Source organism: Cellulomonas sp. SG140 (assembly GCF_025770785.1).
Classification (GTDB): domain Bacteria; phylum Actinomycetota; class Actinomycetes; order Actinomycetales; family Cellulomonadaceae; genus Cellulomonas.
Genome location: NZ_JANZLA010000004.1, coordinates 184,177 through 204,122, shown reverse-complemented (window position 1 = coordinate 204,122; position 19,946 = coordinate 184,177). Strand labels below are relative to the sequence as shown.

Genomic DNA, 19,946 nt, shown 5'->3' with positions numbered 1-19,946 from the left:
GGGTGTCCCTCGTCTCCACCCCGACCTCCCTTCCCGCTGCTCGTAGAACGCCGCACCCCTGTGCCCACTGCCCTGACCTCCGGTCGCCCGGCCCGCCTGATCATCGCCTTCACCGTCCCGCTGCTCATCGGCAACGTGTTCCAGCAGCTCTACGGCTTCGCCGACGCCTTCGTCGTCGGCCGCACCATCGGTGTCGACGCGCTCGCGGCCGTCGGCTCCACCGGCGGTCTGCAGTTCCTGCTGCTGGGCTTCACGTGGGGCATGTCGTCGGGCTTCGCCGTCCCCACCGCGCACGCCTTCGGGGCGCGCGACGAGCGCCGGGTGCGCCGCTCGGTCGCCGCCGGCGCCATCCTGACGGCGGCCGCCGCCGTGCTGCTGACCGCCGTGGCCACCACCATCACGCCGTGGCTGCTGGTGGTGATGCGGACGCCGCCGGAGATCCGGCACGACGCGACCACCTTCATCGTGGTGACGTTCTGGGGCTGCACGGCGATGGTGGCGTTCAACTTCCTGTCGAACACCATCCGGGCGCTGGGCGACAGCCGGACGCCGCTCGTCTTCCTGGTGCTGTCCTGCGTGCTCAACGTGCTGCTGGTGTGGGCGTTCGTCAGCGGTCTGCGGATGGGCGTCGCCGGTGCCGCGCTCGCCACCATCACCGCCCAGCTGACGTCCGTGATGGCGTGCCTGTGGCTGATCCGCGCGCGGATGCCGATCCTGCACCTGCACCGTGAGGACTTCCGGCTGACCCGCGCCGAGCTGCTCGAGCCGCTGCGGCTCGGCCTGCCGATGGGCTTCCAGATGTCGATCATCGCGCTCGGCACGCTGGTGCTGCAGTACGCGCTGAACCGGCTGGGCGCCCAGGCGGTCGCCGCGTTCACCGCCGCCGGCCGGGTGGACGCCCTGGCCATCGCGCCGCTGCAGTCGTTCGGGCTCGCCATGGCCACGTTCGCCGCGCAGAACCACGGCGCCCGGCTGTACAGCCGCATCCGGGTGGGCGTCGCGCAGACGTGCCTGATGTCGGCGGGGTTCGCCGTCGCCGTCGGAGCCGTGAACATCCTGGCCGGGCCGTGGCTGGTGCGGCTGTTCGTCGGGCAGGGCCAGGAGCACGTGGTGCAGCTGGCGCAGGTGTACCTGGTGTCCAACGGCATCCCGTACGCGCTGCTCGGCATGCTGTTCGTGCAGCGCGGCACCCTGCAGGGGCTGGGTCGCACCGTGATCCCGACGACGGCGGGCGTGATGGAGCTGATCACCCGCGTGCTGGCGGCGCTGCTGCTGACCGGGCCGCTCGGCTTCCTCGGCGCGTGCCTCGCGGCACCGCTCGCCTGGGTAGCCGCGCTGATCCCGCTGACGTGGGCCTACCAGCACGAGCGCCGCCGGCTGGTGGACCCGCGCACACCGCCGCGGGACGACGCACTGCTCGAGCAGGCGGTCGACCAGGCCGTCCCGACGCCCCGCACAGCGCCTGCCGTCCTCGAGGCGCCCGTTCCGTCCGACGAGGTGCTCGAGGCCGTCTCGGAGGAGGCGCTGCTGCGCGAGCAGGCGCTGCCGCTGTAGACCGCCCGCCCTCGGCCCGAGGGACGGTCGGCCCGGGCGACTCCCAGGCTGGTCGCGTACCGTGCACGGGTCGCTCCCGACCCGGGCGCGCCAACCCAACCCCCACCGGAGCCTTCTGTGCGTCGCACCACAGCCGTCCGGAGCGCCGTCGCCGCCGCGCTCGTCCTCACCATCGGCCTCGGTGGCCTGGCTGCGTGCAGCGGCAACAGCTCGGCGAAGTCCACCGCGAGCCCGTCGGCCACCTCCGCGCCCAGCGCGGCCGCGACGGGTGCCGCCACGGCCAGCCCCGCCGACTTCGCCGCCGTCGACAAGATCACCGTCACCGGCGACGCCAGCAGCAAGCCCACCATCACGCTGCCGTCCAAGCCGTTCAGCGTGAGCGGCCCGGTGGTCAAGGTGCTCTCGGCCGGCACGGGCGCGGCCCTGGCCGACGGCATGATCATCCAGTTCCACAGCGTGGCGGTGCAGGGGTCGGACGGCACCGAGGGCCAGAGCAGCTACGGCGCGGCGCCGGAGACGGTCGCGATCAGCAGCACCGGCCTCAACGCCGACCTCTACAAGGCCCTGAGCACCTCGAAGGTCGGTGCCCGCGTGCTGATGGCCGTGCCCTCGACCAGCTCCGGCTCGACGATCGTCGGTGTCATCGACGTCATCGGCACGGTCCCGTCGCGCGCCGCGGGCACCGCGGTGACCCCGCCGGCCGGGCTGCCGACCGTCAAGCTCGACGACAAGGGCGCCCCGACGCTCACCCCCGTCAAGACGGCCGCCCCGACCTCCCTCGTCGTGCAGCCCCTGATCCAGGGCAGCGGCGCGACGGTGGCCTCCGGCCAGTCGATCACGGTGCAGTACTCCGGCTGGCTGTGGGACGGCACGCCGTTCGACTCCTCCTGGACCAAGGGCACCCCGCTGTCCGGCCTGACCATCGGTCAGAACCAGGTCATCAAGGGCTGGGACCAGGGCCTGGTCGGCCAGAAGGTCGGCAGCCAGGTGCTGCTGATCATCCCGCCGGACCTCGGCTACGGGGACAAGGCGCAGGGCAGCATCCCCGCCAACTCGACGCTCGTCTTCGTCGTCGACATCCTCGCGGCCGGCTGATCCGCGGCCCACAGCTCAATCGTTCGTACGCCCCCGGCGCCAGGGACCCCGGTCCTGTCGCCGGGGGCGTTCGTTCATTAGCCTGGCCGGACGAACCGCTCCACCGTTGGAGACGACATGGACCAGGCAACGTCGCCCAGAGTCCGCACCGTGGCGCTGCTCGGCGCCAGTGGTGCCGGCAAGACCACCCTCGTCGAAGCGCTGCTGCACCGCGGCGGCGTGCTGACCAGGCCCGGGAAGGTGGAGGACGGGTCGACCGTCTCCGACCACGAGCCCGAGGAGATCGCCCGGGGCATCTCCCTGACCCTCTCGGCCGTGCCCCTGACGTGGGCCGCCGACGACGGGCACACCTACGACCTCACCCTGCTGGACACCCCGGGCTACCTCGACTTCGCGGGGGCTGTGGACGCCGCGCTGACGGCCGCCGACATGGCGCTGATCGTGGTCAGCGCCGTGGACGGCGTGCAGGCCGGCACCCACCTCGCGTGGCAGGCCGCCGCCGCGGCCGGGGTGCCGCGCATGTTCGTCGTCACCAAGGAGGACAAGACCCGCGCCGACTTCCACCACGTGCTCGACGAGCTGCGGGCGTCGTTCGGCGACGGGCTGGTACCGCTGGAGCTGCCGCTCGGCGAGGAGTCGGGCTTCGCCGGCGTCGCCGACGTGCTGGCCGAGGAGGGCTACGCGTACGACCCGGACGGCCGGCACCACAACCAGGCGATCCCGCAGCAGGTGGCCGACGAGGAGCACCGCCTGCACGAGGAGGTCACCGAGGAGATCGTCTCCCACGACGACGAGCAGCTCGAGGCGTACCTGGGCGGCGAGGTGCCGTCCGTCGCCGAGCTGGAGAAGACCCTGGCGCACGAGGTGCGCGAGTGCGAGGCGTTCCCCGTGCTGGTCGCCTCCGGCATCACCGAGGTGGGCATCGACCGCCTGGCCGACCTGGTGTGCGAGCTCAGCCCGGTGCCCACCGAGTCGGTGGCGACGGTGCTGGCCGGCGAGACCGAGGTGGAGGTCGCCCCCGACCCCGCGGGTCCGGTGCTGGTGCACGCCTTCCGGACCATGGCCGACCCGTTCGTCGGGCAGGTGACCCTGTTCCGCGTCCTGTCCGGGACGGTGCATGCCGGCGACAAGCTGACCAACACCACCACCGGTGCCGAGGAGCGGCTGCCCGGCCTGTTCCGGCTGCGCGGCAAGGAGCACCTGCCGGTGGACGCGGTGCGTGCCGGTGAGGTGGCGGCGGTGGCGAAGCTGACGGGCACGCCGTCGGGCTCGCTGCTCGCCGGACGTGGAGCCCCTGGTGGGACGGCGCTGCGGGCACGTCCGACGAGGTCGCGGCAGGCCGTCTACGGCCTGGCCCTCGAGCCGGTGACGCAGTCCGACGACGACCGGCTCTCGGCCGCGCTGTCCCGGCTGGTGGCCGAGGACCCGACGCTGACGATCGACCGCACGGGTGACCGCACGGTGCTGCGCGGCCTCGGCGACACGCACCTGACGGTCGCGCTGGAGCGGCTCTCCCGGGTGTTCAACGTCAACGTCACCACGTCGCCCGTGCCGGTGGGCTACCAGGAGACCATCGCCGGCACCGTCGAGGTGGAGGGCAAGGTCAAGAAGCAGTCGGGCGGGCACGGTCAGTACGCCGTGGTCAACATGCGGGTCTCGCCGCTGCCGCGCGGCACCGGGTACGAGTTCGTCGACTCCGTGGTGGGCGGCGCGATCCCGCGCAACTTCATGGCGGCCGTGCACCGCGGCGTCACCGAGGGCATGGCGGCGGGCGGCCCGCACGGGCACCCGATCGTCGACCTGCGGGTCGAGGTGTTCGACGGCAAGTCGCACCCGGTGGACTCCTCCGACATGGCGTTCCGGACGGCTGCGGCGCTCGGTGTGAAGGAGGCGCTGCTGGCCGCCGGGTCGGTGGTGCTGGAGCCGGTCAGCCGGATCGCGGTCACCGTGCCGGTGTCCGTCCAGGGCGACGTGATGGGCGACCTGTCCACGCGGCGCGGGCGGATCGCGGACACCGTGTCGCTGGACGACGGGACCGTGCGGATCGAGGCGCTGGTGCCCGAGTCGGAGCTGAGCCGGTACGTGCTGGACCTGCGGTCGCTGACCGGCGGCCGGGCGGACCTCACCATCGAGCCGGACCACTTCGACGTGCTGCCGAGCCACCTGGTGCCCGCCTGACCTGCTGATCCACCGACGCACCGCCGCCGGACGCCCTGGTCACACCCGTCGTCGGGCGTCGTCGGACCTCGTCGGGCGCACCCACCTCCGCCCGGGCCGGCCGTCCCTCCACGAGCCGACCCGGGCGGACGTGCGCCCATGGCGGGCAGGGGCGGGCACGGGCGGGCACGGGCGGCGCCCCCTGTCGCCCCCGCACCCTCCCCGCACCGCCCCGAGGTGAGCAGTTCGCATCCAGACGAGCACTCCGGACTGCTCATCTCGGTGCGAAGTGCTCGTCTCGCCCTGTCAGATGTCCATCAGCGCCACCGCCGGCGGGACGCGGCTGGCGCGGCGGCCGGGGGCCAGGGACGCCACCACGCCGAGCAGCAGCGCGCCCGCGGCGACCGCCAGCACGAACAGCCACGGGAGCTCGAGCGTGCGGGAGGCGTGCTTGCCGTACACCGACACGGCGCCGACCCACCCGTACACGCTGCCGAGCACCAGCCCGCCGACCGCCCCGGTGCCCGCCACCAGCAGGCTCTCGGTGAGCAGCATCGACCGTGCCTGACCGCCGGTGAAGCCGACGGCGCGGAGGGTGCCGAGCTCGCGCCGCCGCTGCAGCACGGAGATCGCCAACGTGCTGGCCAGGCCGATCACCGCGACCACCACCGAGAACGACGTCAAGGCGTCGACCGCGATCAGCATGCCGCGGATGGCCGACTGCACCTCGGCCAGGTTCTGCGCCGGACCGGCGTAGTTGCGGAACGACGTCACCGCCATCTGCCCGGCCACCTGGAACATGGTCAGCACGGTGACGCCGATCATCACGGCGAGGACCGTCCGGGACGTCCGGATCGAGTCGTGCCGCAGGTTGGCCGCCGCCAGTCGCGGCGAGGCGGCGCGCGGCACCAGCCGGCCGAGCACGGACACCAGCGGCGGCAGGATCACCGGCGCGGAGAGCACCACGCCGACGCTCGAGAACAGGCCGCCGAAGAAGGCGACGAGGAGCCCGAGCGGGGTGGCGTAGCCGATGAGCACGCCGCCGACCAGGAACAGCACGCCCAGGCCCCCGAGCACCAGGCCGGCGGCGATCCGACGGCGGCGGACGGTGGTGCTGACGCGCCGGCCGTCCGGCAGGGACCGGGCCGCCTCCGACGGGGAGACGCCGGACACCTCCCGCACGCCGACGATCGCGGCCAGCACGGTGGCGACGACCGCCCCGGCGAACGGCACCACGACCAGCTGCACCGACCAGGGGAACGACACCGTCAGGTGCGCCCAGGAGCGCATCAGCTCGACGCCGATGGCGCCGATCCCCAGACCGGACCCGATGCCGACCAGGGCGCCGACCGCCCCGACGGCCGACCCGTCGACCAGGGCCGTGCGGCGCACCTGCTTGCCGGTCGCGCCGATCAGCCGCAGCACGGCGATGTCCTTGATGCGGCCGGCCGCGATGGTGGAGAACGTGTTGGAGACGACGATCACGGCGACCACCACGGCGATGCCGAGGAACACCGCACCGACAACGGCGAGCATCACCTTGGTGGCGCCGACGTCGGCACCCTGCGCGCGCGCCGCATCGGTGAATGCGTCGATCGCGGTGATCAGCAGCACGGCGAACGCCGTCACCACCGCCACCACCGCCACGCTGGCCGCGTACCGGCCGGCGGACCTGCGCAGCTCGCGCAGGGCCCAGGCGGTCATCGCCGCACCTGCGCACCGACGGCGACGGGGTTGAGCACGTCGTCCTCGATCCGGCCGTCCTCCAGGCGCACCACACGTTCGGCACGGCGGGCCGCGTCGTCGTCGTGCGTCACCAGCACCACCGTCTGGCCCTCCTCGCGGGCGAGCGCCGCGAGCAGGTCGAGCACGTCCGCGCTGGTCGCGGAGTCCAGCGCCCCGGTCGGCTCGTCGGCGAAGACGACGTCCGGGTGGGTGGCCAGCGCACGGGCGATCGCGACGCGCTGCTGCTGACCGCCGGACAGCTCGGAGGGCCGGTGGGTCAGACGCGGGCCGAGGCCGAGGCGCTCGATCAGCTGCTCGATCCAGCCGCGGGTGTTCAGGTCGATCTGCCGGCCGGCCAGCCGGAACGGCAGCTCGATGTTCTCTCGCGCGTCCAGGGCAGGCAGCAGGTTGAACGCCTGGAACACGAAGCCCATCCGGGTGCGGCGCAGGCGCGTCAGCTCGTCGTCGCCGAGGCCGGTGATGTCGTCCCCGCCGAGGCGGACGCTGCCGGACGTCGGCCGGTCCAGGCCGGCGAGCATCTGCAGCAGGGTCGACTTGCCGGAGCCGGAACGGCCCATGATCGCCGTGATGCGGCCGCGCTCGATGTCGAGGTCGAGGCTGCGCAGGGCGTGCACGGTGGTCTCGCCGGAGCCGAACGTCTTGGACAGCCCGCGAGCGCTGATCGCCGGCGGCGCGAACGTGTGGACAGAGGTGCTGGTCATGGGCTCGAACGTAGGGAGGGGGCCGGGCCCGGCGGATCGGCCTGCGGGCCGATCCTCACAGCCGGCGCTCATCCTCCGGGACGAGCCGTCGACCGCCCGTCGGGTGGCAGCTCCAGCCCCGCCGCGCGGAGGTCGCTCAGGGTCGGGGACGGGTGAATCCAGGACCGACGGGTCCGCCCGGAGCCGCTCGGAGGAGACTGGGAGCAGCGCTTGCTCGAAGGGCTGGGGGCCTCATGAGGAAGCTCGTCGCGATCAGCACGTCCGCCGCAGCCGTTCTCACCGTCGGTCTGCTCGCCGCCTGCGACGGACCACCGCCGCCCCCACCACCGACACCGACGTTCTCGACGCACACCGCCGAGCCGACCCACAGCCCCACCCCGTCGCCCGACGAGAGCACCACCCTGCCGCCGGAACCGACGCCCGAACCGACGCCCGAGCCGCCGCAGCCCACCCCTGAACCGACCACCGAGACGCCCGTCGCCGCCGGTGAGATCTGGCAGTGGGCGCTGGGCCGCAACGTGTGGAGCGATCCCGACCTGCAGGCGTACACGCAGCAGCTCGGCCGCACCTGGGACACCGACGTGAACGTGCAGTCGCAGGGGTTCCAGCTGACACCGGACGCCGCCGGGGCGGTGGTGGCCGTGACCCTCTTCAACGACGAGAACGCCCTGGGCTACCCGGGCGCGGAGACGAACTTCCGTGCCTATCCCGGCATGCTCCCGCTGGGGCTGACGTGGGACCAGACGGCGACGGACGTGGAACAGCAGCTCGGCGCGGACAACCGGACCGGCGGCTGGGGCACGGAGATCACGTACAGCTACCTGACCACGGACGGGTACCGCATCGACGTGGGCTTCGTCGCCGGCCACGACAGCGAGCTGCCGGGCTCACCGATCCACTCCATCCGGGTCAGCCCGGCCTAGCAGGTCTCCTCGGGGTGAGCCCGGCGTGAGCGGTCCGGGTTCTCCCTGAGGCCCGGTGGGGTTTCGGGACCTCGGGGATCATCCCCCCGGACGAGCCGGGGGTGGGTCGATGACGGTGGTCCGGTCGCCCGGCGTGACCACGCCGGCCTCGTAGGCCAGGACGGCGGCCTGCACCCGATCGCGCGCACCGAGCTTGTCGAGCACGTGCGCGACGTGGGTCTTCACCGTGGTCTCGGAGAGGAACAGCTCGGTGGCGATCTCCGAGTTGGAGCGCGCGGCGGCCATCAGCAGGAACACCTCGTGCTCGCGTGCCGAGAGGGCGGCGATGCGCCGGGAGAGGTCGCTGTCCGGGGCGGCCGGCGGGGCGCCGAGCAGGGGCGCGACGTGGTCCAGCAGCCGCCGGGTCATGCCCGGGGCGATGACGGCGTCGCCGCGGTGCACCACGCGGATCGCGTCGAGCAGCTGCTCGGGGTCGGCGTCCTTGAGCAGGAACCCGCTGGCGCCGACCCGGATGGCCGCGAGCACGTACTCGTCCAGGTCGAACGTCGTGAGCATGACGACGCGCGGCACCGGCGGCGGTGCGGCGAGCAGCCGCCGGGTGGCCTCGAGGCCGTCCAGCCGGGGCATCCGCACGTCCATCAGCACCACGTCGGCGGGGGTGCGCGCCAGCAGGCTGAGCGCCTGAACGCCGTCGCCCGCCTCGGCCACCACGCGCAGGTCCGGCTGGGAGCCGATCAGCATCGTCAGGCCGCTGCGGATCAACGACTGGTCGTCCACCACCGCGACGCGGATCGGGGGCGTGGTGACCCCCGGTCCACCGCTCGTCGTCCCGCCGGCCGATCCCCCCGGTCCACCCCCTGCCACTCCCGAGCCCCCCACCGCACCTGCCTCGCTCACTCGTGCTCCCCCCGCACCCCGGCCAGCGGTAGCCGGGCGTGCACCACCACCCCGCCGCTCGGGGCGTCCCCGACGCTGACCTCACCGTCGTACATCGCGAGCCGCTCGCGCATGCCCCGCAGACCGCGGCCGATGCCGTCACCGTCGTGCCGCAGCCCCGGACCCGTGTCGTGCACCGTCACGTCGGCGGCCACCTCGGTCCAGCGCACCTGCACGTCCGCCCGCGTCCCGGGACCGGCGTGCTTCAGCACGTTGGTCAGACTCTCCTGCACCACCCGGTAGAGCACCAGCTGCGCGCCGGCCGGCAGGTCGGTGGGCGGCTCACCGTCGCGGTGCAGCACCACCTCCACGCCGGCGCCGCGCACCTGGGCGACCAGGGTGTCCAGGTCCGCGACCCCCGGCGTCGGGGCTGTGGGCGGCTGGTCCGGCGCCTCGGAGCTGAGCACGCCGAACAGCCGCCGCAGCTCGGCCAGCGAGCCGCGCGCGGTGGAGGCGATCGCCTCGAGGGCGTCGGTGGTCGGCCCGGGCGGGGAACCGGCGGCGTAGCGGGCGCCGTCGGCCTGGCGCACCACGATGGACAGCGAGTGGGCGATCACGTCGTGCAGCTCCCGCACGATGCGGGCCCGCTCCTCCGCCGCTGCGAGCTCCCGCGCCTGCGCCTGCTCGTGCTCGAGCCGCTCGGCGCGGTCCGCGAGCGCCTGCCGCTCGGCGAGGCGGCTGCGGGTCAGGTCGCCGAACAGCCATGCGGCGACCACCATCGACCACCCGAGCAGGGCGATCGTCAACCGCGCCAGCGGGGTCTCGGAGGAGGTGGCCACCAGGTGGCCACGCACGGCCAGCCCGGCCATGCCGAGGATCGCGATGGTCAGCCCCGCGCGCGACGCCCAGCGCGGGGCGTGCGCCGCCAGCGCCGCCACCATCAGCAGCACCGCGACCTGCCCCACCACCACGCCCATGCCGGAGAACAGCTGCACCAGGCAGACGACCACCATCGCGGCGGCCGCCGGCACGGGACGGGTGCGCCGCCACACCAGCGGCAGCACCAGTCCCACCGAGACGGCGGCCGTGGCAACGCGGTCGACGGACGGCTGCCTGAGGGCGACCGCGACGAAGGGCAGCACGGCGAACAGGCTGATCACCGCCGCGATGAGCGCGTCGACGGGCAGCACGTGCACGCGCAGCCACCGGTACAACCGGCTGCCCGACGACACCCCCGTGCTCACGCCCGAACCCTAGAGCCGCGAGCGGGTGCGGCGGATCCTCCCGCTGGACGAGGCGGCCCCACCGGGTACGCGCCGAGATGAGCACTTCCGCACCGAGGTGAGCACTTTGATGTGCTCGTCTCGGTGCGAAGTGCTCGTTTGGCGGGCAGCACCGGGCCGGTCGTCCAAGCCGCGGGGGGCGGACGGACCGGGGACGCAAAGTCCCGCGCGGGGTTACAGGTAGGCACGACGATGGGCGGGTGGACGACGAGCGGGGGATCCCGGTGGTGCCGCAGGCGAAGCCGGTCGAGGGGCGCGCGTACCCGTCAGCACCGGCCCGGTCATGGTTCTGGCGGGACGTCGTGGTCATGCTCGTTGCTTGCGTGATCGCATGGGCGGCCGCGTCGGCGCTCTCGCTGCGGCCGTGGCCGTGGATGGTGATCGGCGCCGTGGTGCTCGGTCTCGTGCTCGACCGTCTGCTGCCTCGGCGCCGCCCCTGACCCGGACGCACCGACGTCGGTGCGTCCGGGCCCGGGGTTCGGTTCCCGGCGGCGGCGGGCAGGATGAGGCCGTGGACGAGGAACGGGAGATCGCCGAGCTGACCCGGCTGGTGCGGGAGTTCAGCACCGAGCGGGACTGGGAGCAGTTCCACGACCCGAAGTCGCTGGTGCTGGCCGTCATGGGCGAGGTCGGTGAGCTCGCCGAGCTGTTCCAGTGGGTGCCGGCCGACGCCGCCGCGCAGCGGTTCACCGCGGACCCGCAGCGACAGGCCCGCGCCGGCGAGGAGATGGCCGACGTGCTGATCTACCTGCTGCGGCTGGCGGACGTGCTGGGCGTCGACCTCGGCGAGACGACACGCGCCAAGCTGGCGCTGAACCACCGCCGGTTCGTCGCCGACCAGGTGCGGGGCGTCGCCCCCGACAAGCGCTGAGGCCCGTGACAGCGGGCGCGCAGCCTGCCTAGCGTGACCCATGCTGATCTACTCGATGAGCGTCTCGGTCGACGGGTTCACGGCGGACCGGAACGGCGACTTCAGCTGGTCCGTGCCGACCGACGAGCAGTTCACGGTGCACCTCGAGGAGGTGCGCAGCCTCGGCGTGCACCTGTGCGGCCGCAAGCTCTACGAGACGATGCTGGTCTGGGAGACGGACCCGTCGATGCGGGACGACGAGCTGCAGAGCGCCTTCGCCGACGCGTGGACGGCCCTGCCGAAGGTCGTCTTCAGCCGCACCCTCACCAGCGTCCAGGGCAACGCCCGCCTCGCCACCGGGTCGCTGGCCGAGGAGATCGCGGCGGCGCACGCCGCCACGGACAAGCACGTCGCGATCGGCGGCCCCGGTCTGGCCCGGCAGGCCGTCGAGCTGGGGCTGGTCGACGAGTTCTGGATGTTCCGCAACCCGGTGGTGGTCGGCGGCGGCAACCCGTACCTCCCGGCCGTCACCGAGCCGATAGAGCTGGACCTCGTCGAGACGCGCACCTTCGCCAACCGGGTGGTCCACGAGCGGTACCGCCGGGCGTCAGGCCCCGTGGCCACCCGCCCGGGCGCGGCCTAGCCTGACGCCGTGGCCCGCTACCTGGACGTCCACCCCACCACCCCGCAGCCGCGGCTGATCGCGCAGGTGGTGGCGATGCTCCGCGACGACGCGCTGATCGCCTACCCGACCGACTCGATGTACGCGCTGGGCACCCGGATGGACAACCACGACGGCCTCGACCGGATCCAGCACATCCGGCACCTCGACGACCACCACCACTTCACGTTGATGTGCGCCGACTTCTCCCAGCTGGGGCAGCTGGTGCACCTGGACAACAACGAGTTCCGGGCGATCAAGGCCGCCACGCCGGGCCCGTACACGTTCATCCTCCCGGCGACGCCCGAGGTGCCGCGGCGGCTGGCGCACGCCAAGAAGCGGTCGGTCGGTGTGCGGATCCCGCAGCACCCGGTGGCGCAGGCGATCCTGCGCGAGCTCGGCGAGCCGCTGCTGTCGTCGTCGTTGCTGATGCCCGGCGCGGAGTGGCCGCTGACCGAGGGGTGGCAGGTGAAGGAGGAGCTGGACGACCTGGTCGACGCCGTGGTGGACGGCGGGGACTGCGGGACGACGCCGACCACGGTGGTCGACTGGACGTCCGGCGAGCCCGAGATCGTCCGCGTCGGCGCAGGCGACCCCGACCGGTTCTGAGCGATGGACGACGACGACGCGCGCGGCTCCGTCCCGCCGGGCACAGAGGGAGCGTCCATCGCCGACGGGGTACCCAGCGCCAACGGTCACCGCCCGGGGCTGTCGGTGGAGGACGCGCCCGAGCGTCCGGCGCGCCGGCGAGCGCGTGGCGCCCGCGCGCCGGCCGACGACGAGCCCCGTACCGCCCGCTACGTCGCCGTGGTCGGTCCGTCGGTGTGCACGCGCGTGCAGCAGGACGTCGCCGAGCGGCTGGGCCGGGCCCTGGCGGAGCGTGGTGACGTGGTGCTCTGCGGCGGTGGCGACGGGGTGATGGCGGCAGTCGCCCGCGGGGCGACGGAGGCCGGCGGGGTGGTCGTCGGCATCCTGCCGGGCGACGACCGGCGCGCGGCCAACCCGTGGGTCACGATCGCCCTGGCCACGGGTTTGGGCGAGCTGCGCAACGGGCTGATCGTGCGGGCGGCAGATGCCGTGGTGGCCGTCGGCGGGAGCTGGGGGACGCTGAGCGAGGTGGCGATGGCGACGCGGACCGGCGTGCCGGTGGTGTCGCTGGACGGGTGGACGCCGGCCGTGGCCGGCCGTGCCGCCGCGCAGGAGGGGGTGCCGGGACCGGTCGAGGCCGGCACGGTCGACGAGACGATGGACCTGCTCGACCGGTTGCTGCCGACGGTGGTGCCGCAGCACGGACACGAGCCCGACCGCCGCTGACGCGTCGTCCGGCGCCGGCGATCGGCGACGGACGCAGACGAACGCCGGTCGAACGGGCAGGCGACGCCGGTGCGGCTCAGCGCGGCCAGATGGCGTGGAAGTGGTGCACCGGGCCGTGGCCGTGGCCGATCTCCAGCTCGTCGGCGCGGCGCAGCGCCTCGGTCAGCCAGGCCTTGGCGTCCCTGGCGGTGTCGAGCCACGTGTCCCGCTGCGGTCGCAGGGCGGCGAGCGCCGACGAGAGCGTGCAGCCCGTGCCGTGCGTGTTCCGGGTCGGGATGCGCGGCGCCTCGAGGAGGGTCGAGCCGGTGGGCTCGGCGAGGACGTCGACCGAGGTCTCGTCGTCCAGGTGGCCGCCCTTGAGCAGCACCCGGTCGGCACCGAGCCCGCGGAGTGCGGCGGCCTGCTCGAGCATCTCGTCGACACCACGGGCCACCGAGCCGTCGAGCAGCACGGCGGCCTCGCCCAGGTTTGGGGTGATCACGGACGCGAGCGGCAGCAGGGCGCGGACGGCCTCGACGGCGTCGTCGGCCAGCAGCCGGTCGCCGCTGGTGGCCACCATGACGGGGTCGAGGACGACGATCGGTGGCCGGTACGCCTCGAGGAAGCGCGCGACGATGGTCGCGACGGCCGCGTCGGCGAGCATGCCGATCTTGACGGCGTCGATCCGCACGTCCGCCACCAGGGTGTCCAGCTGCTGCGCGACGAACTCGGGCGGCACCACGTGCACGCCCGTGACGCCGACGGTGCTCTGCGCCGTCAGCGCCGTGATCACGCTGGTGCCGAACGCGCCGAGGGCGCTGAACGTCTTCAGGTCGGCCTGGATGCCGGCACCGCCGGACGGGTCGCTGCCGGCGATGGTCAGCGCGACCGGTGGGCGGCTCACAGCACGAACCTCTGGGTGGGGACCCCGGCCCAGGCGTGGAGGCCGGCTGCCGCGTCGTCCGGGACGGAGCCGGCTACGCCTCCGCCGGCTGCACCCCCGCCGGCCGTCCGTTCGCCGACGGCACCGTCCCACGCCTCGCGCAGCGCCCGCGCTGCGGCACCCACGTCCGGCTGCCCGCAGATCGCGCTGATCACCGCGACCCCTGCGGCACCCGTCGCCGCCACCGCCGCGACCCGGTCCACCGTGATCCCGCCGATCGCGACGCACGGCCACGGGCTCGCCGCGGACAGCTCGCGCAGTCGCTCCAGGCCGCTGGCCGGTGCCGCGTCCGGCTTCGAGCCGGTGGGCCACACCGGTCCGACGCCGAGGTAGTCGAGGGCGTCCGCCGGCAGGGTGGTGGCGGCCTGGACGTGCGATGCGGTCTGCACGGACAGACCCAGGTAGGCGTGCGGACCCAGCAGATCGCGGGCCTCGAGCACGTCGGCGTCACCCTGGCCGACGTGCGCGCCGTCGGCGCCGATCGCCTCGACCAGGTGCACCCGGTCGTTGACCAGGAGCGGGACCCCGGTGCCGGCCAGCTCGGCGACCAGGGCACGGCCGAGCACGACGAGGTCGGCGTCGTCGGCGTCCGGGTCGCGCAGCTGCACCACCGTGACGCCCGCGGCGACGGCGGCGGCGACCGTGGCCGGCACGCCGAACGCGCCGCACTGGCCGGTGTCGGTGATCAGGTAGACCGACAGGTCGAGCGGCGCGCGGCCGCCGCCGGTGGTCCGGGGTCCGGTGCCGTCCATCAGCCCAGCTTCACCTCGGCCGCCAGGGTGTCCGGCGTGAGCAGGCTGAGCTCGTCCAGCAGCGCCGAGGCGAACCCGCCGGGCCCACGCGTGGCGAGCACGGCGTGGTCGGCGCTGACGGTCAGCATCCCGGTCGCGGCGACGGCCGCGAGCAGCGGGTCGTCGACCGCGGCGGCGAAGCCGGCCATCAGCGCGCCGAGCGAGCAGCCGACGCCGGTGACCCGGGTCAGCCACTCGTGCCCGTTGCTGACGAGCACCATGCGGTCGCCGTCGGTGATGTGGTCCGTCGGCCCGCTGACCGCCACGACGGTCCCGCGCTCCCGCGCCACAGACCGCGCCACCTCCGCCGCCGCCTCCGGCGAGTCGGTCGCGTCGACGCCCTTGCCGCCGGCCCCGCCGGCGAGCGCCAGGATCTCGGAGGCGTTGCCGCGCACGATGGTCGGCGACGACGCGCCCAGCAGCTCGATCGCCACGTCGGTGCGCCAGCGCAGGCCGCCCGCTGCCACCGGGTCGAGCACCCACGGGGTGCCGGCGTCGGCCGCCGCCGACGCGGCGAGGCGCATGCCGTCGGTGGTGTCGTCGTACGGGGTGCCCAGGTTCACCAGCACGCCACCGGCGATCCGGGCGAACTCACCGGCCTCGTGCGGGTTGTCCACCATCGCCGGTGCCGCGCCGGCTGCGAGCAGCAGGTTGGCGGTCCACTGCGCGACGACGATGTTGGTCAGGCACTGCACCAGCGGCGTCGTCTCGCGGAACGCCTCGAGCGCCTCCCCCACCGCGGCGGCGGTCACGGGTTGACGGGTCATCGGGCACCTTCCTCGTCCTGCGCGACCAGGGCCGCCTCGGCCGGCGCCTCGTCACGCGTCTCGTCGTACGTCGTCAGCTCGTCGGGCACGGCCGGTCCGCGCAGCAGCGGGGTGAGCAGGGCGGCCACCACCGCCGCCACCACGAAGGAGAAGATCGACGCGCCCAGCCAGCTCGGCGCGGTGAAGTGCAACGCCGACCCGAGGCCGGACCAGATGGGCACCCACCACGTGAGCGCACCGGGGTTGACCAGCTGGTACGCGACGAAGCCGACGGCCCACGCGATCAGCGTCGCCCAGCGCGTGCGGCTGGCGGCGGACAGGTCCCAGCGGCCCCTCCGCAGCAGGAACCAGTCGACCAGCAGCACGCCGAGCAGCGGCACGAACACCGAGCCGATCAGCAGCAGGAAGCTCTCGTAGTCCGCGATGTTGAGCGCCACGGCGGCGACGGTGGACACCGCGCCGATCACCAGGGCCAGCACGCGGCGGTCCCAGCGGGGACGCAGGTTCTGCACCGAGACGGCGGTGGAGTACGTGTCCGCGAACGACTGGTCGAGCTCCCGGATGGTCAGCACGCCGAACACCAGCGCGCCGAGCGGCACGGCGATGAAGCTGCCGAAGATCTTGTTCGGGTCCCGCCCGGCGACCGTCACCAGGGCCAGCAGGCCGATCGCGTAGCAGGCGAACTGGGTCACCGCGTAGCCGACCGCGGTGCCGACGAACGCCTTGCGCGGGGTGCGCGAGTGCCGGGCGTAGTCGGCCACCAGCGGCACCCAGGACACGGTCACGCCGATCACGGTGTCCACCGCCACCCAGAAGCCGTCCCAGCCGCCGTCGTTCAGCGCCGGCAGCGGGTGCCGCAGCAGCTGGACGGCCAGGTACGCCAGCGCGACCATCACGACGATCGTCACGTACTTGCGCAGCACGCGGATCCACGCCAGCGGCCGCAGCGCGAGGGCGGTGCTGAGCACGCCCGCCGCCACGGCGTAGGCCCAGCGCGGCACGCCCGGCGCCAGCTGGCTCAGCGCCGTGCTGATGGTGACCAGCTCGAACGTGGTCCACCCGATCAGCTGGACGATGTTGAGCACGGTCGGCACGTACGACGCCCTGGTGCCGAACAGCCCGCGCAGCAGCACCATCGACGGCGCCCCGGTCCGGGCGCCCGGGATGGCGATCGCGCCGATGCCGAGCGACCCGAGCACGGTGCCGACGACCACCGCGACCAGCGCGGCGCCGAGCGACATGCCGGGGTCGGTCACGGGCACGAGGACGAACATCGCGCCGGTGAACCCGAGCAGGCTCACGCCGAGGTTGCCCCACAGGCCGAGCTGGTCGGCCAGCCCGAGCACCCGCGGTGCCGGTGCCTCGAGGGTCAGCGGCGCCTCGGTGGGACGGTCCTGAACTGCTGTCATCGAATGCCTCCCTACGCCGGCATTACCCGGTCAGGTTCGTACGGTCGGCGACGCCTGGATGTCGCCCTCTCAGCCCGGTCGTGCCCGAGCTCCCGTGTGTGCGAGGCGACGGTACCCCGCTCGGCGGCCGACCACCTATCGCCGCCCGCGGACGGGGTCGGGCGGGCCCGCTGCCGCGGATGCCTCCGGCGAGACGGGACGCGGGCGTACCGTGCAGACGGGCCCTGGGCAGGGGCCTGACCAGGGGGTACGACCATGCACGACGGACCTGTCCGTCCCTCCGGCAGCGACCCGCTGCCACCGATCCCGACGTTGCCGGAGCCCGTGGCGCCGCTGGCGCCACGGGAGCCGTCTGCGGGCCGGTTCGTGCTGTGGCAGGTCGCCATGCTGTTCGTGTGGGCGAACCTGTTCGTCCACGTGTGGCACTCGCCCTGGCTGCCGGCGTGGATCGTCGGCTTCGTGCTGTTCGAGGCGTTCGCCGTGTGGGACCTCCGACGCCAGCGCCGGAAGTGGCTCGCCGCGACGCCGCCCGCCACGACTACCGGCACCACCGACTCACGTCTGCTCTGACGCTGCGGCTCCCCCGGACCTGAGCGTCACCCACTGCTCGTCGACCACGAAGCCGACCAGTCGGTTCGCGCCGATGATCGCCGGGTTGTCCGCCGAGCCGCCGGTGCGGATCGTCGTGACCCCGCTTTCGAGCAGGTCCAGGACCGACGCCGCCTTGACCGCCGTCCCGAGGCCTCTGCCGCGCAAGGGCCGCGCGACGACGGTGAAGTCCACCTCCGCGCGGCACGCCGCAAGATCGACGTCCAGGAGCGTCATGGCCACCACCGCACCGCCGGCGTCGACCACGCCGTACGCCACTCGCGTCGCGCTGACCGTCGCCCTCGCCACGCTCAGTGGCGTGTGAGTCGTCGCCTCGGCACCCGGGTAGTCGTGGAGCGTGGCGGCGTCGAGCGCGAGGATTCCCGGCAGGTCGGCGGCGGTCAGGGGACGGACGCCGCCCAGCGGCTCGGCATGCATTGCGAGGCGTCGGAGCGCGTCGACGTCGCAGGCTCGCGCGTCGAGCTGCGCGCCCCACGAGTGCGCGACGACGACCCAGCCGTCCCGCTCCAGACGCTCACGTTCGGGGGCATCCGCCCGGATGATCCGCACGCCGCTCGGCACGCACCCAGGGTCGCACCCGCGCCGAGACGGCCGTCCGGTCGGGTGGTCCCGGAGGGACGGTCGCGCAGGACGGGATGATGGGACGACGAGGCGCAGTGCCGCGACTGGAAGAGGTACCAAGGTGAACGACGAGCTGGCCCCCGCGGGCCGCGAGCGCAAGGTGGCCCCGGCCGCGGCCGATGCGGAGGACTCCTCGCCCACCCCGGCGCGGCTGCCGATCACGAGCGTGCTGTTCCGGCAGGTCGGGACGCTGGCCGGTGGCGCGCTGCTCGGTCAGGCCACGTGGGGCACGGGGTGGTTCGTCGCCGTCGTCGCCGCTGTGCTGGTGATCGAGGGGCTCATCGTCTGGGACTGGCGGCACCCGAAGCGCCGGTCTTAGGCCGGTCGCGGTCGGACCCTCGCCGTAGCGTGCGCATGTGACCGACGTGCAGGGCGAGAGCGCGGCAGCAGGGAGCCTCAGCGCGCTCGACGCCGCACTGGTCGAGTGCCGCGCGTGCCCGCGGCTGGTCGCCTGGCGGGAGGCCGTGGCGGCAGCGCCGCGGGCAGCCTTCCGGGGGCAGACGTACTGGGCGCGGCCCGTGCCGGGGTTCGGGGACCCGCACGCGCCGATCATGGTGGTCGGGCTGGCCCCCGCGGCGCACGGCGCCAACCGCACGGGCCGGATGTTCACCGGTGACCGGTCCGGGGACTTCCTGGTGGCGGCCATGCACCGGGCGGGGTTGGCCAACCAGCCCGTCAGCGTCAGCGCCGACGACGGGCTGGTGCTCACCGGCATCCGCATGACGGCGCCGGTGCGGTGCGCGCCACCGGCCAACGTGCCGACGCCCGAGGAGCGCCGGACGTGCGCGCCGTGGCTGGGCCGCGAGCTGGAGCTGGTGCGGCCGCGGGTGCTGGTGGTGCTCGGCGGGTTCGGGTGGCAGGCGGTGCTGACCACGCTGAGCGAGCAGGGGTGGGCGGTCCCGAGGCCCCGGCCGGCGTTCGGGCACGGTGCCGAGCTGACGCTGACCAGGGACGATGCGTCCGTGGTGCTTGTCGGCTGCTTCCACGTCAGCCAGCAGAACACCTTCACCGGGCGGCTGACCCCGGCGATGCTCGACGCGGTGCTGGAGCGTGCGAAGGAGCTGGCGGGATCATGAGCGAGGAGCTGACGTCGGCGCTCGAGCCCCCCGAAGCCGCTCAATCCTGTGGCGGGTAGGGAGCAGGCGGCGCGAGCATGCCGCGCATGCACCTGCGCCCGACCACCACGGCCGACCTGCCCCTGCTGGAGCAGCTGCTGGTCGAGGCGTTCAACTGGACGGGCGAGACGCGGGTGACGCTGGAGCAGGTGCGGTCGGACCCGGAGCACGCTCACCACCTGGCGGGATGGCAGCGTGCGAGCGACGTCGGCACGGTCGCGGAGACGCAGGCCGGTGAGCCCGCCGGCGCCGCGTGGGCGCGCGTCGTGCCGGCTGCGGAGGCCGGGTACGGGTTCGTGGCCGACGACGTGCCGGAGCTGGGCCTCGCGGTGCTCGCGCCGCACCGGGGAGGCGGCGCCGGCGGGCTGCTGCTGGACGCCGTGCTGGCGCAGGTGCGCGCGGCTGGGCGTGACGCGGTCAGCCTGAGCGTCGAGGACGGCAACACCGTCGCGCGGCGGCTCTACGAGTCGCGGGGGTTCGTCCGCGTCGGGCGCACGGGCGGGTCCGACACGCTGCTGCTCACCTTCTGACCGCCGGGCTCGCGGGCAGGGC

22 protein-coding genes and 1 riboswitch are annotated in these 19,946 nt (G+C 74.0%); of the genes, 13 read left to right on the top strand and 9 right to left on the bottom strand.

Going from position 1 to position 19,946, the window contains the following annotated elements:
- Positions 1-60: 60 nt before the first annotated feature.
- The 3 genes from N0B34_RS09665 (at position 61) to N0B34_RS09655 (ending at position 4,827) form a co-directional block, all read left to right on the top strand.
- Complete coding sequence (locus N0B34_RS09665) at positions 61-1,554, top strand: MATE family efflux transporter (protein ID WP_263731161.1); 1,494 nt, start codon at positions 61-63, stop codon at positions 1,552-1,554.
- Between the two features lie 117 nt (positions 1,555-1,671).
- The gene (locus N0B34_RS09660; RefSeq protein ID WP_263731160.1) at positions 1,672-2,649 is read left to right on the top strand and encodes an FKBP-type peptidyl-prolyl cis-trans isomerase; all 978 of its coding nucleotides are present in this window, start codon (positions 1,672-1,674) and stop codon (positions 2,647-2,649) included.
- 117 nt (positions 2,650-2,766) lie between these two features.
- Positions 2,767-4,827, top strand: coding sequence for an elongation factor G (locus N0B34_RS09655; RefSeq protein ID WP_263731159.1), 2,061 nt, complete (start codon positions 2,767-2,769; stop codon positions 4,825-4,827).
- Positions 4,828-5,112: 285 nt separating this feature from the next.
- Here the strand turns inward: N0B34_RS09655 and N0B34_RS09650 are convergent, their stop codons facing one another.
- Complete coding sequence (locus N0B34_RS09650) at positions 5,113-6,510, bottom strand: FtsX-like permease family protein (RefSeq protein WP_263731158.1); 1,398 nt, start codon at positions 6,508-6,510, stop codon at positions 5,113-5,115.
- Positions 6,507-7,253 (bottom strand): ABC transporter ATP-binding protein, encoded by a 747-nt coding sequence (locus N0B34_RS09645; protein ID WP_263731157.1) that lies wholly within the window; start codon positions 7,251-7,253, stop codon positions 6,507-6,509. The genes N0B34_RS09650 and N0B34_RS09645 overlap by 4 nt, the downstream gene beginning before the upstream one ends.
- A gap of 233 nt (positions 7,254-7,486) precedes the next feature.
- Here N0B34_RS09645 and N0B34_RS09640 point away from each other — a divergent pair, with 233 nt between their 5' ends.
- Positions 7,487-8,176 carry a hypothetical protein gene (locus N0B34_RS09640; RefSeq protein WP_263731156.1) on the top strand — a complete coding sequence of 230 codons (690 nt, stop codon included), beginning with the start codon at positions 7,487-7,489 and terminating at the stop codon, positions 8,174-8,176.
- Positions 8,177-8,254: 78 nt separating this feature from the next.
- On the opposite strand, the gene N0B34_RS09635 is transcribed toward N0B34_RS09640, so the two are convergent.
- Both N0B34_RS09635 and N0B34_RS09630 read right to left on the bottom strand, forming a co-directional pair.
- Positions 8,255-8,968 carry a response regulator gene (locus N0B34_RS09635; RefSeq protein ID WP_263731307.1) on the bottom strand — a complete coding sequence of 238 codons (714 nt, stop codon included), beginning with the start codon at positions 8,966-8,968 and terminating at the stop codon, positions 8,255-8,257.
- Between the two features lie 101 nt (positions 8,969-9,069).
- Positions 9,070-10,296: a sensor histidine kinase gene (locus N0B34_RS09630; protein WP_263731155.1), complete on the bottom strand. Its 1,227-nt coding sequence runs from the start codon at positions 10,294-10,296 to the stop codon at positions 9,070-9,072.
- A 239-nt stretch (positions 10,297-10,535) separates the two neighbouring features.
- Between N0B34_RS09630 and N0B34_RS09625 the strand changes: the two genes are divergently transcribed.
- The 5 genes from N0B34_RS09625 to N0B34_RS09605 all read left to right on the top strand — a co-directional run bounded on the left by N0B34_RS09625 (position 10,536) and on the right by N0B34_RS09605 (position 13,160).
- Positions 10,536-10,775, top strand: a complete 240-nt coding sequence (locus tag N0B34_RS09625; RefSeq protein ID WP_263731154.1) for a hypothetical protein — start codon at positions 10,536-10,538, stop codon at positions 10,773-10,775.
- A gap of 71 nt (positions 10,776-10,846) precedes the next feature.
- The gene (locus N0B34_RS09620; RefSeq protein ID WP_263731153.1) at positions 10,847-11,206 is read left to right on the top strand and encodes a nucleotide pyrophosphohydrolase; all 360 of its coding nucleotides are present in this window, start codon (positions 10,847-10,849) and stop codon (positions 11,204-11,206) included.
- A gap of 40 nt (positions 11,207-11,246) precedes the next feature.
- The gene (locus N0B34_RS09615) at positions 11,247-11,828 is read left to right on the top strand and encodes a dihydrofolate reductase family protein (protein WP_263731152.1); all 582 of its coding nucleotides are present in this window, start codon (positions 11,247-11,249) and stop codon (positions 11,826-11,828) included.
- Positions 11,829-11,837: 9 nt separating this feature from the next.
- Positions 11,838-12,455 (top strand): L-threonylcarbamoyladenylate synthase, encoded by a 618-nt coding sequence (locus N0B34_RS09610; protein ID WP_263731151.1) that lies wholly within the window; start codon positions 11,838-11,840, stop codon positions 12,453-12,455.
- Positions 12,456-12,458: 3 nt separating this feature from the next.
- Entirely contained in the window at positions 12,459-13,160 is a 702-nt protein-coding gene (locus N0B34_RS09605; protein ID WP_263731150.1) for a TIGR00725 family protein, read from the top strand.
- Positions 13,161-13,236: 76 nt separating this feature from the next.
- On the opposite strand, the gene thiD is transcribed toward N0B34_RS09605, so the two are convergent.
- The 4 genes from thiD to N0B34_RS09585 all read right to left on the bottom strand — a co-directional run bounded on the left by thiD (position 13,237) and on the right by N0B34_RS09585 (position 17,049).
- Positions 13,237-14,043 (bottom strand): bifunctional hydroxymethylpyrimidine kinase/phosphomethylpyrimidine kinase, encoded by an 807-nt coding sequence (gene thiD, locus N0B34_RS09600; RefSeq protein ID WP_263731149.1) that lies wholly within the window; start codon positions 14,041-14,043, stop codon positions 13,237-13,239.
- Positions 14,040-14,834, bottom strand: coding sequence for a thiamine phosphate synthase (gene thiE, locus N0B34_RS09595; RefSeq protein ID WP_263731148.1), 795 nt, complete (start codon positions 14,832-14,834; stop codon positions 14,040-14,042). Before thiE ends, thiD begins: the two co-directional genes overlap by 4 nt.
- Entirely contained in the window at positions 14,834-15,640 is an 807-nt protein-coding gene (gene thiM, locus N0B34_RS09590) for a hydroxyethylthiazole kinase (RefSeq protein ID WP_263731147.1), read from the bottom strand. The genes thiE and thiM overlap by 1 nt, the downstream gene beginning before the upstream one ends.
- A complete protein-coding gene (locus tag N0B34_RS09585) occupies positions 15,637-17,049 on the bottom strand; it encodes a purine-cytosine permease family protein (protein ID WP_263731146.1) in 1,413 nt (470 codons plus the stop codon). Before N0B34_RS09585 ends, thiM begins: the two co-directional genes overlap by 4 nt.
- Positions 17,040-17,155, bottom strand: a riboswitch (TPP riboswitch). Its footprint overlaps the gene before it by 10 nt.
- A gap of 149 nt (positions 17,156-17,304) precedes the next feature.
- Here N0B34_RS09585 and N0B34_RS09580 point away from each other — a divergent pair.
- Complete coding sequence (locus tag N0B34_RS09580; protein ID WP_263731145.1) at positions 17,305-17,619, top strand: hypothetical protein; 315 nt, start codon at positions 17,305-17,307, stop codon at positions 17,617-17,619.
- On the opposite strand, the gene N0B34_RS09575 is transcribed toward N0B34_RS09580, so the two are convergent.
- Entirely contained in the window at positions 17,605-18,219 is a 615-nt protein-coding gene (locus N0B34_RS09575) for a GNAT family N-acetyltransferase (RefSeq protein WP_263731144.1), read from the bottom strand. The genes N0B34_RS09580 and N0B34_RS09575 overlap by 15 nt on opposite strands.
- Positions 18,220-18,340: 121 nt before the next feature.
- On the opposite strand from N0B34_RS09575, the gene N0B34_RS09570 reads away from it, so the two are divergent.
- From N0B34_RS09570 to N0B34_RS09560, 3 genes are all read left to right on the top strand, one after another.
- A complete protein-coding gene (locus N0B34_RS09570) occupies positions 18,341-18,598 on the top strand; it encodes a hypothetical protein (RefSeq protein WP_263731143.1) in 258 nt (85 codons plus the stop codon).
- Between the two features lie 37 nt (positions 18,599-18,635).
- A complete protein-coding gene (locus tag N0B34_RS09565) occupies positions 18,636-19,355 on the top strand; it encodes a uracil-DNA glycosylase (RefSeq protein ID WP_318529980.1) in 720 nt (239 codons plus the stop codon).
- A gap of 86 nt (positions 19,356-19,441) precedes the next feature.
- Positions 19,442-19,924 carry a GNAT family N-acetyltransferase gene (locus tag N0B34_RS09560; protein WP_263731142.1) on the top strand — a complete coding sequence of 161 codons (483 nt, stop codon included), beginning with the start codon at positions 19,442-19,444 and terminating at the stop codon, positions 19,922-19,924.
- Positions 19,925-19,946: the final 22 nt, after the last annotated feature.

Excerpts from the sequence above, each read along its gene's own strand:
- thiM (WP_263731147.1), bottom strand. The coding sequence starts at position 15,640 with ATGACCCGTCAACCCGTGACCGCCGCCGCGGTGGGGGAGGCGCTCGAG.
- N0B34_RS09640 (WP_263731156.1), top strand. The coding sequence starts at position 7,487 with ATGAGGAAGCTCGTCGCGATCAGCACGTCCGCCGCAGCCGTTCTCACC.
- N0B34_RS09580 (WP_263731145.1), top strand. The coding sequence starts at position 17,305 with ATGCACGACGGACCTGTCCGTCCCTCCGGCAGCGACCCGCTGCCACCG.
- N0B34_RS09560 (WP_263731142.1), top strand. The coding sequence starts at position 19,442 with ATGCACCTGCGCCCGACCACCACGGCCGACCTGCCCCTGCTGGAGCAG.
- N0B34_RS09585 (WP_263731146.1), bottom strand. The coding sequence starts at position 17,049 with ATGACAGCAGTTCAGGACCGTCCCACCGAGGCGCCGCTGACCCTCGAG.
- N0B34_RS09645 (WP_263731157.1), bottom strand. The coding sequence starts at position 7,253 with ATGACCAGCACCTCTGTCCACACGTTCGCGCCGCCGGCGATCAGCGCT.
- thiE (WP_263731148.1), bottom strand. The coding sequence starts at position 14,834 with ATGGACGGCACCGGACCCCGGACCACCGGCGGCGGCCGCGCGCCGCTC.
- N0B34_RS09650 (WP_263731158.1), bottom strand. The coding sequence starts at position 6,510 with ATGACCGCCTGGGCCCTGCGCGAGCTGCGCAGGTCCGCCGGCCGGTAC.
- N0B34_RS09615 (WP_263731152.1), top strand. The coding sequence starts at position 11,247 with ATGCTGATCTACTCGATGAGCGTCTCGGTCGACGGGTTCACGGCGGAC.
- N0B34_RS09655 (WP_263731159.1), top strand. The coding sequence starts at position 2,767 with ATGGACCAGGCAACGTCGCCCAGAGTCCGCACCGTGGCGCTGCTCGGC.
- N0B34_RS09605 (WP_263731150.1), top strand. The coding sequence starts at position 12,459 with ATGGACGACGACGACGCGCGCGGCTCCGTCCCGCCGGGCACAGAGGGA.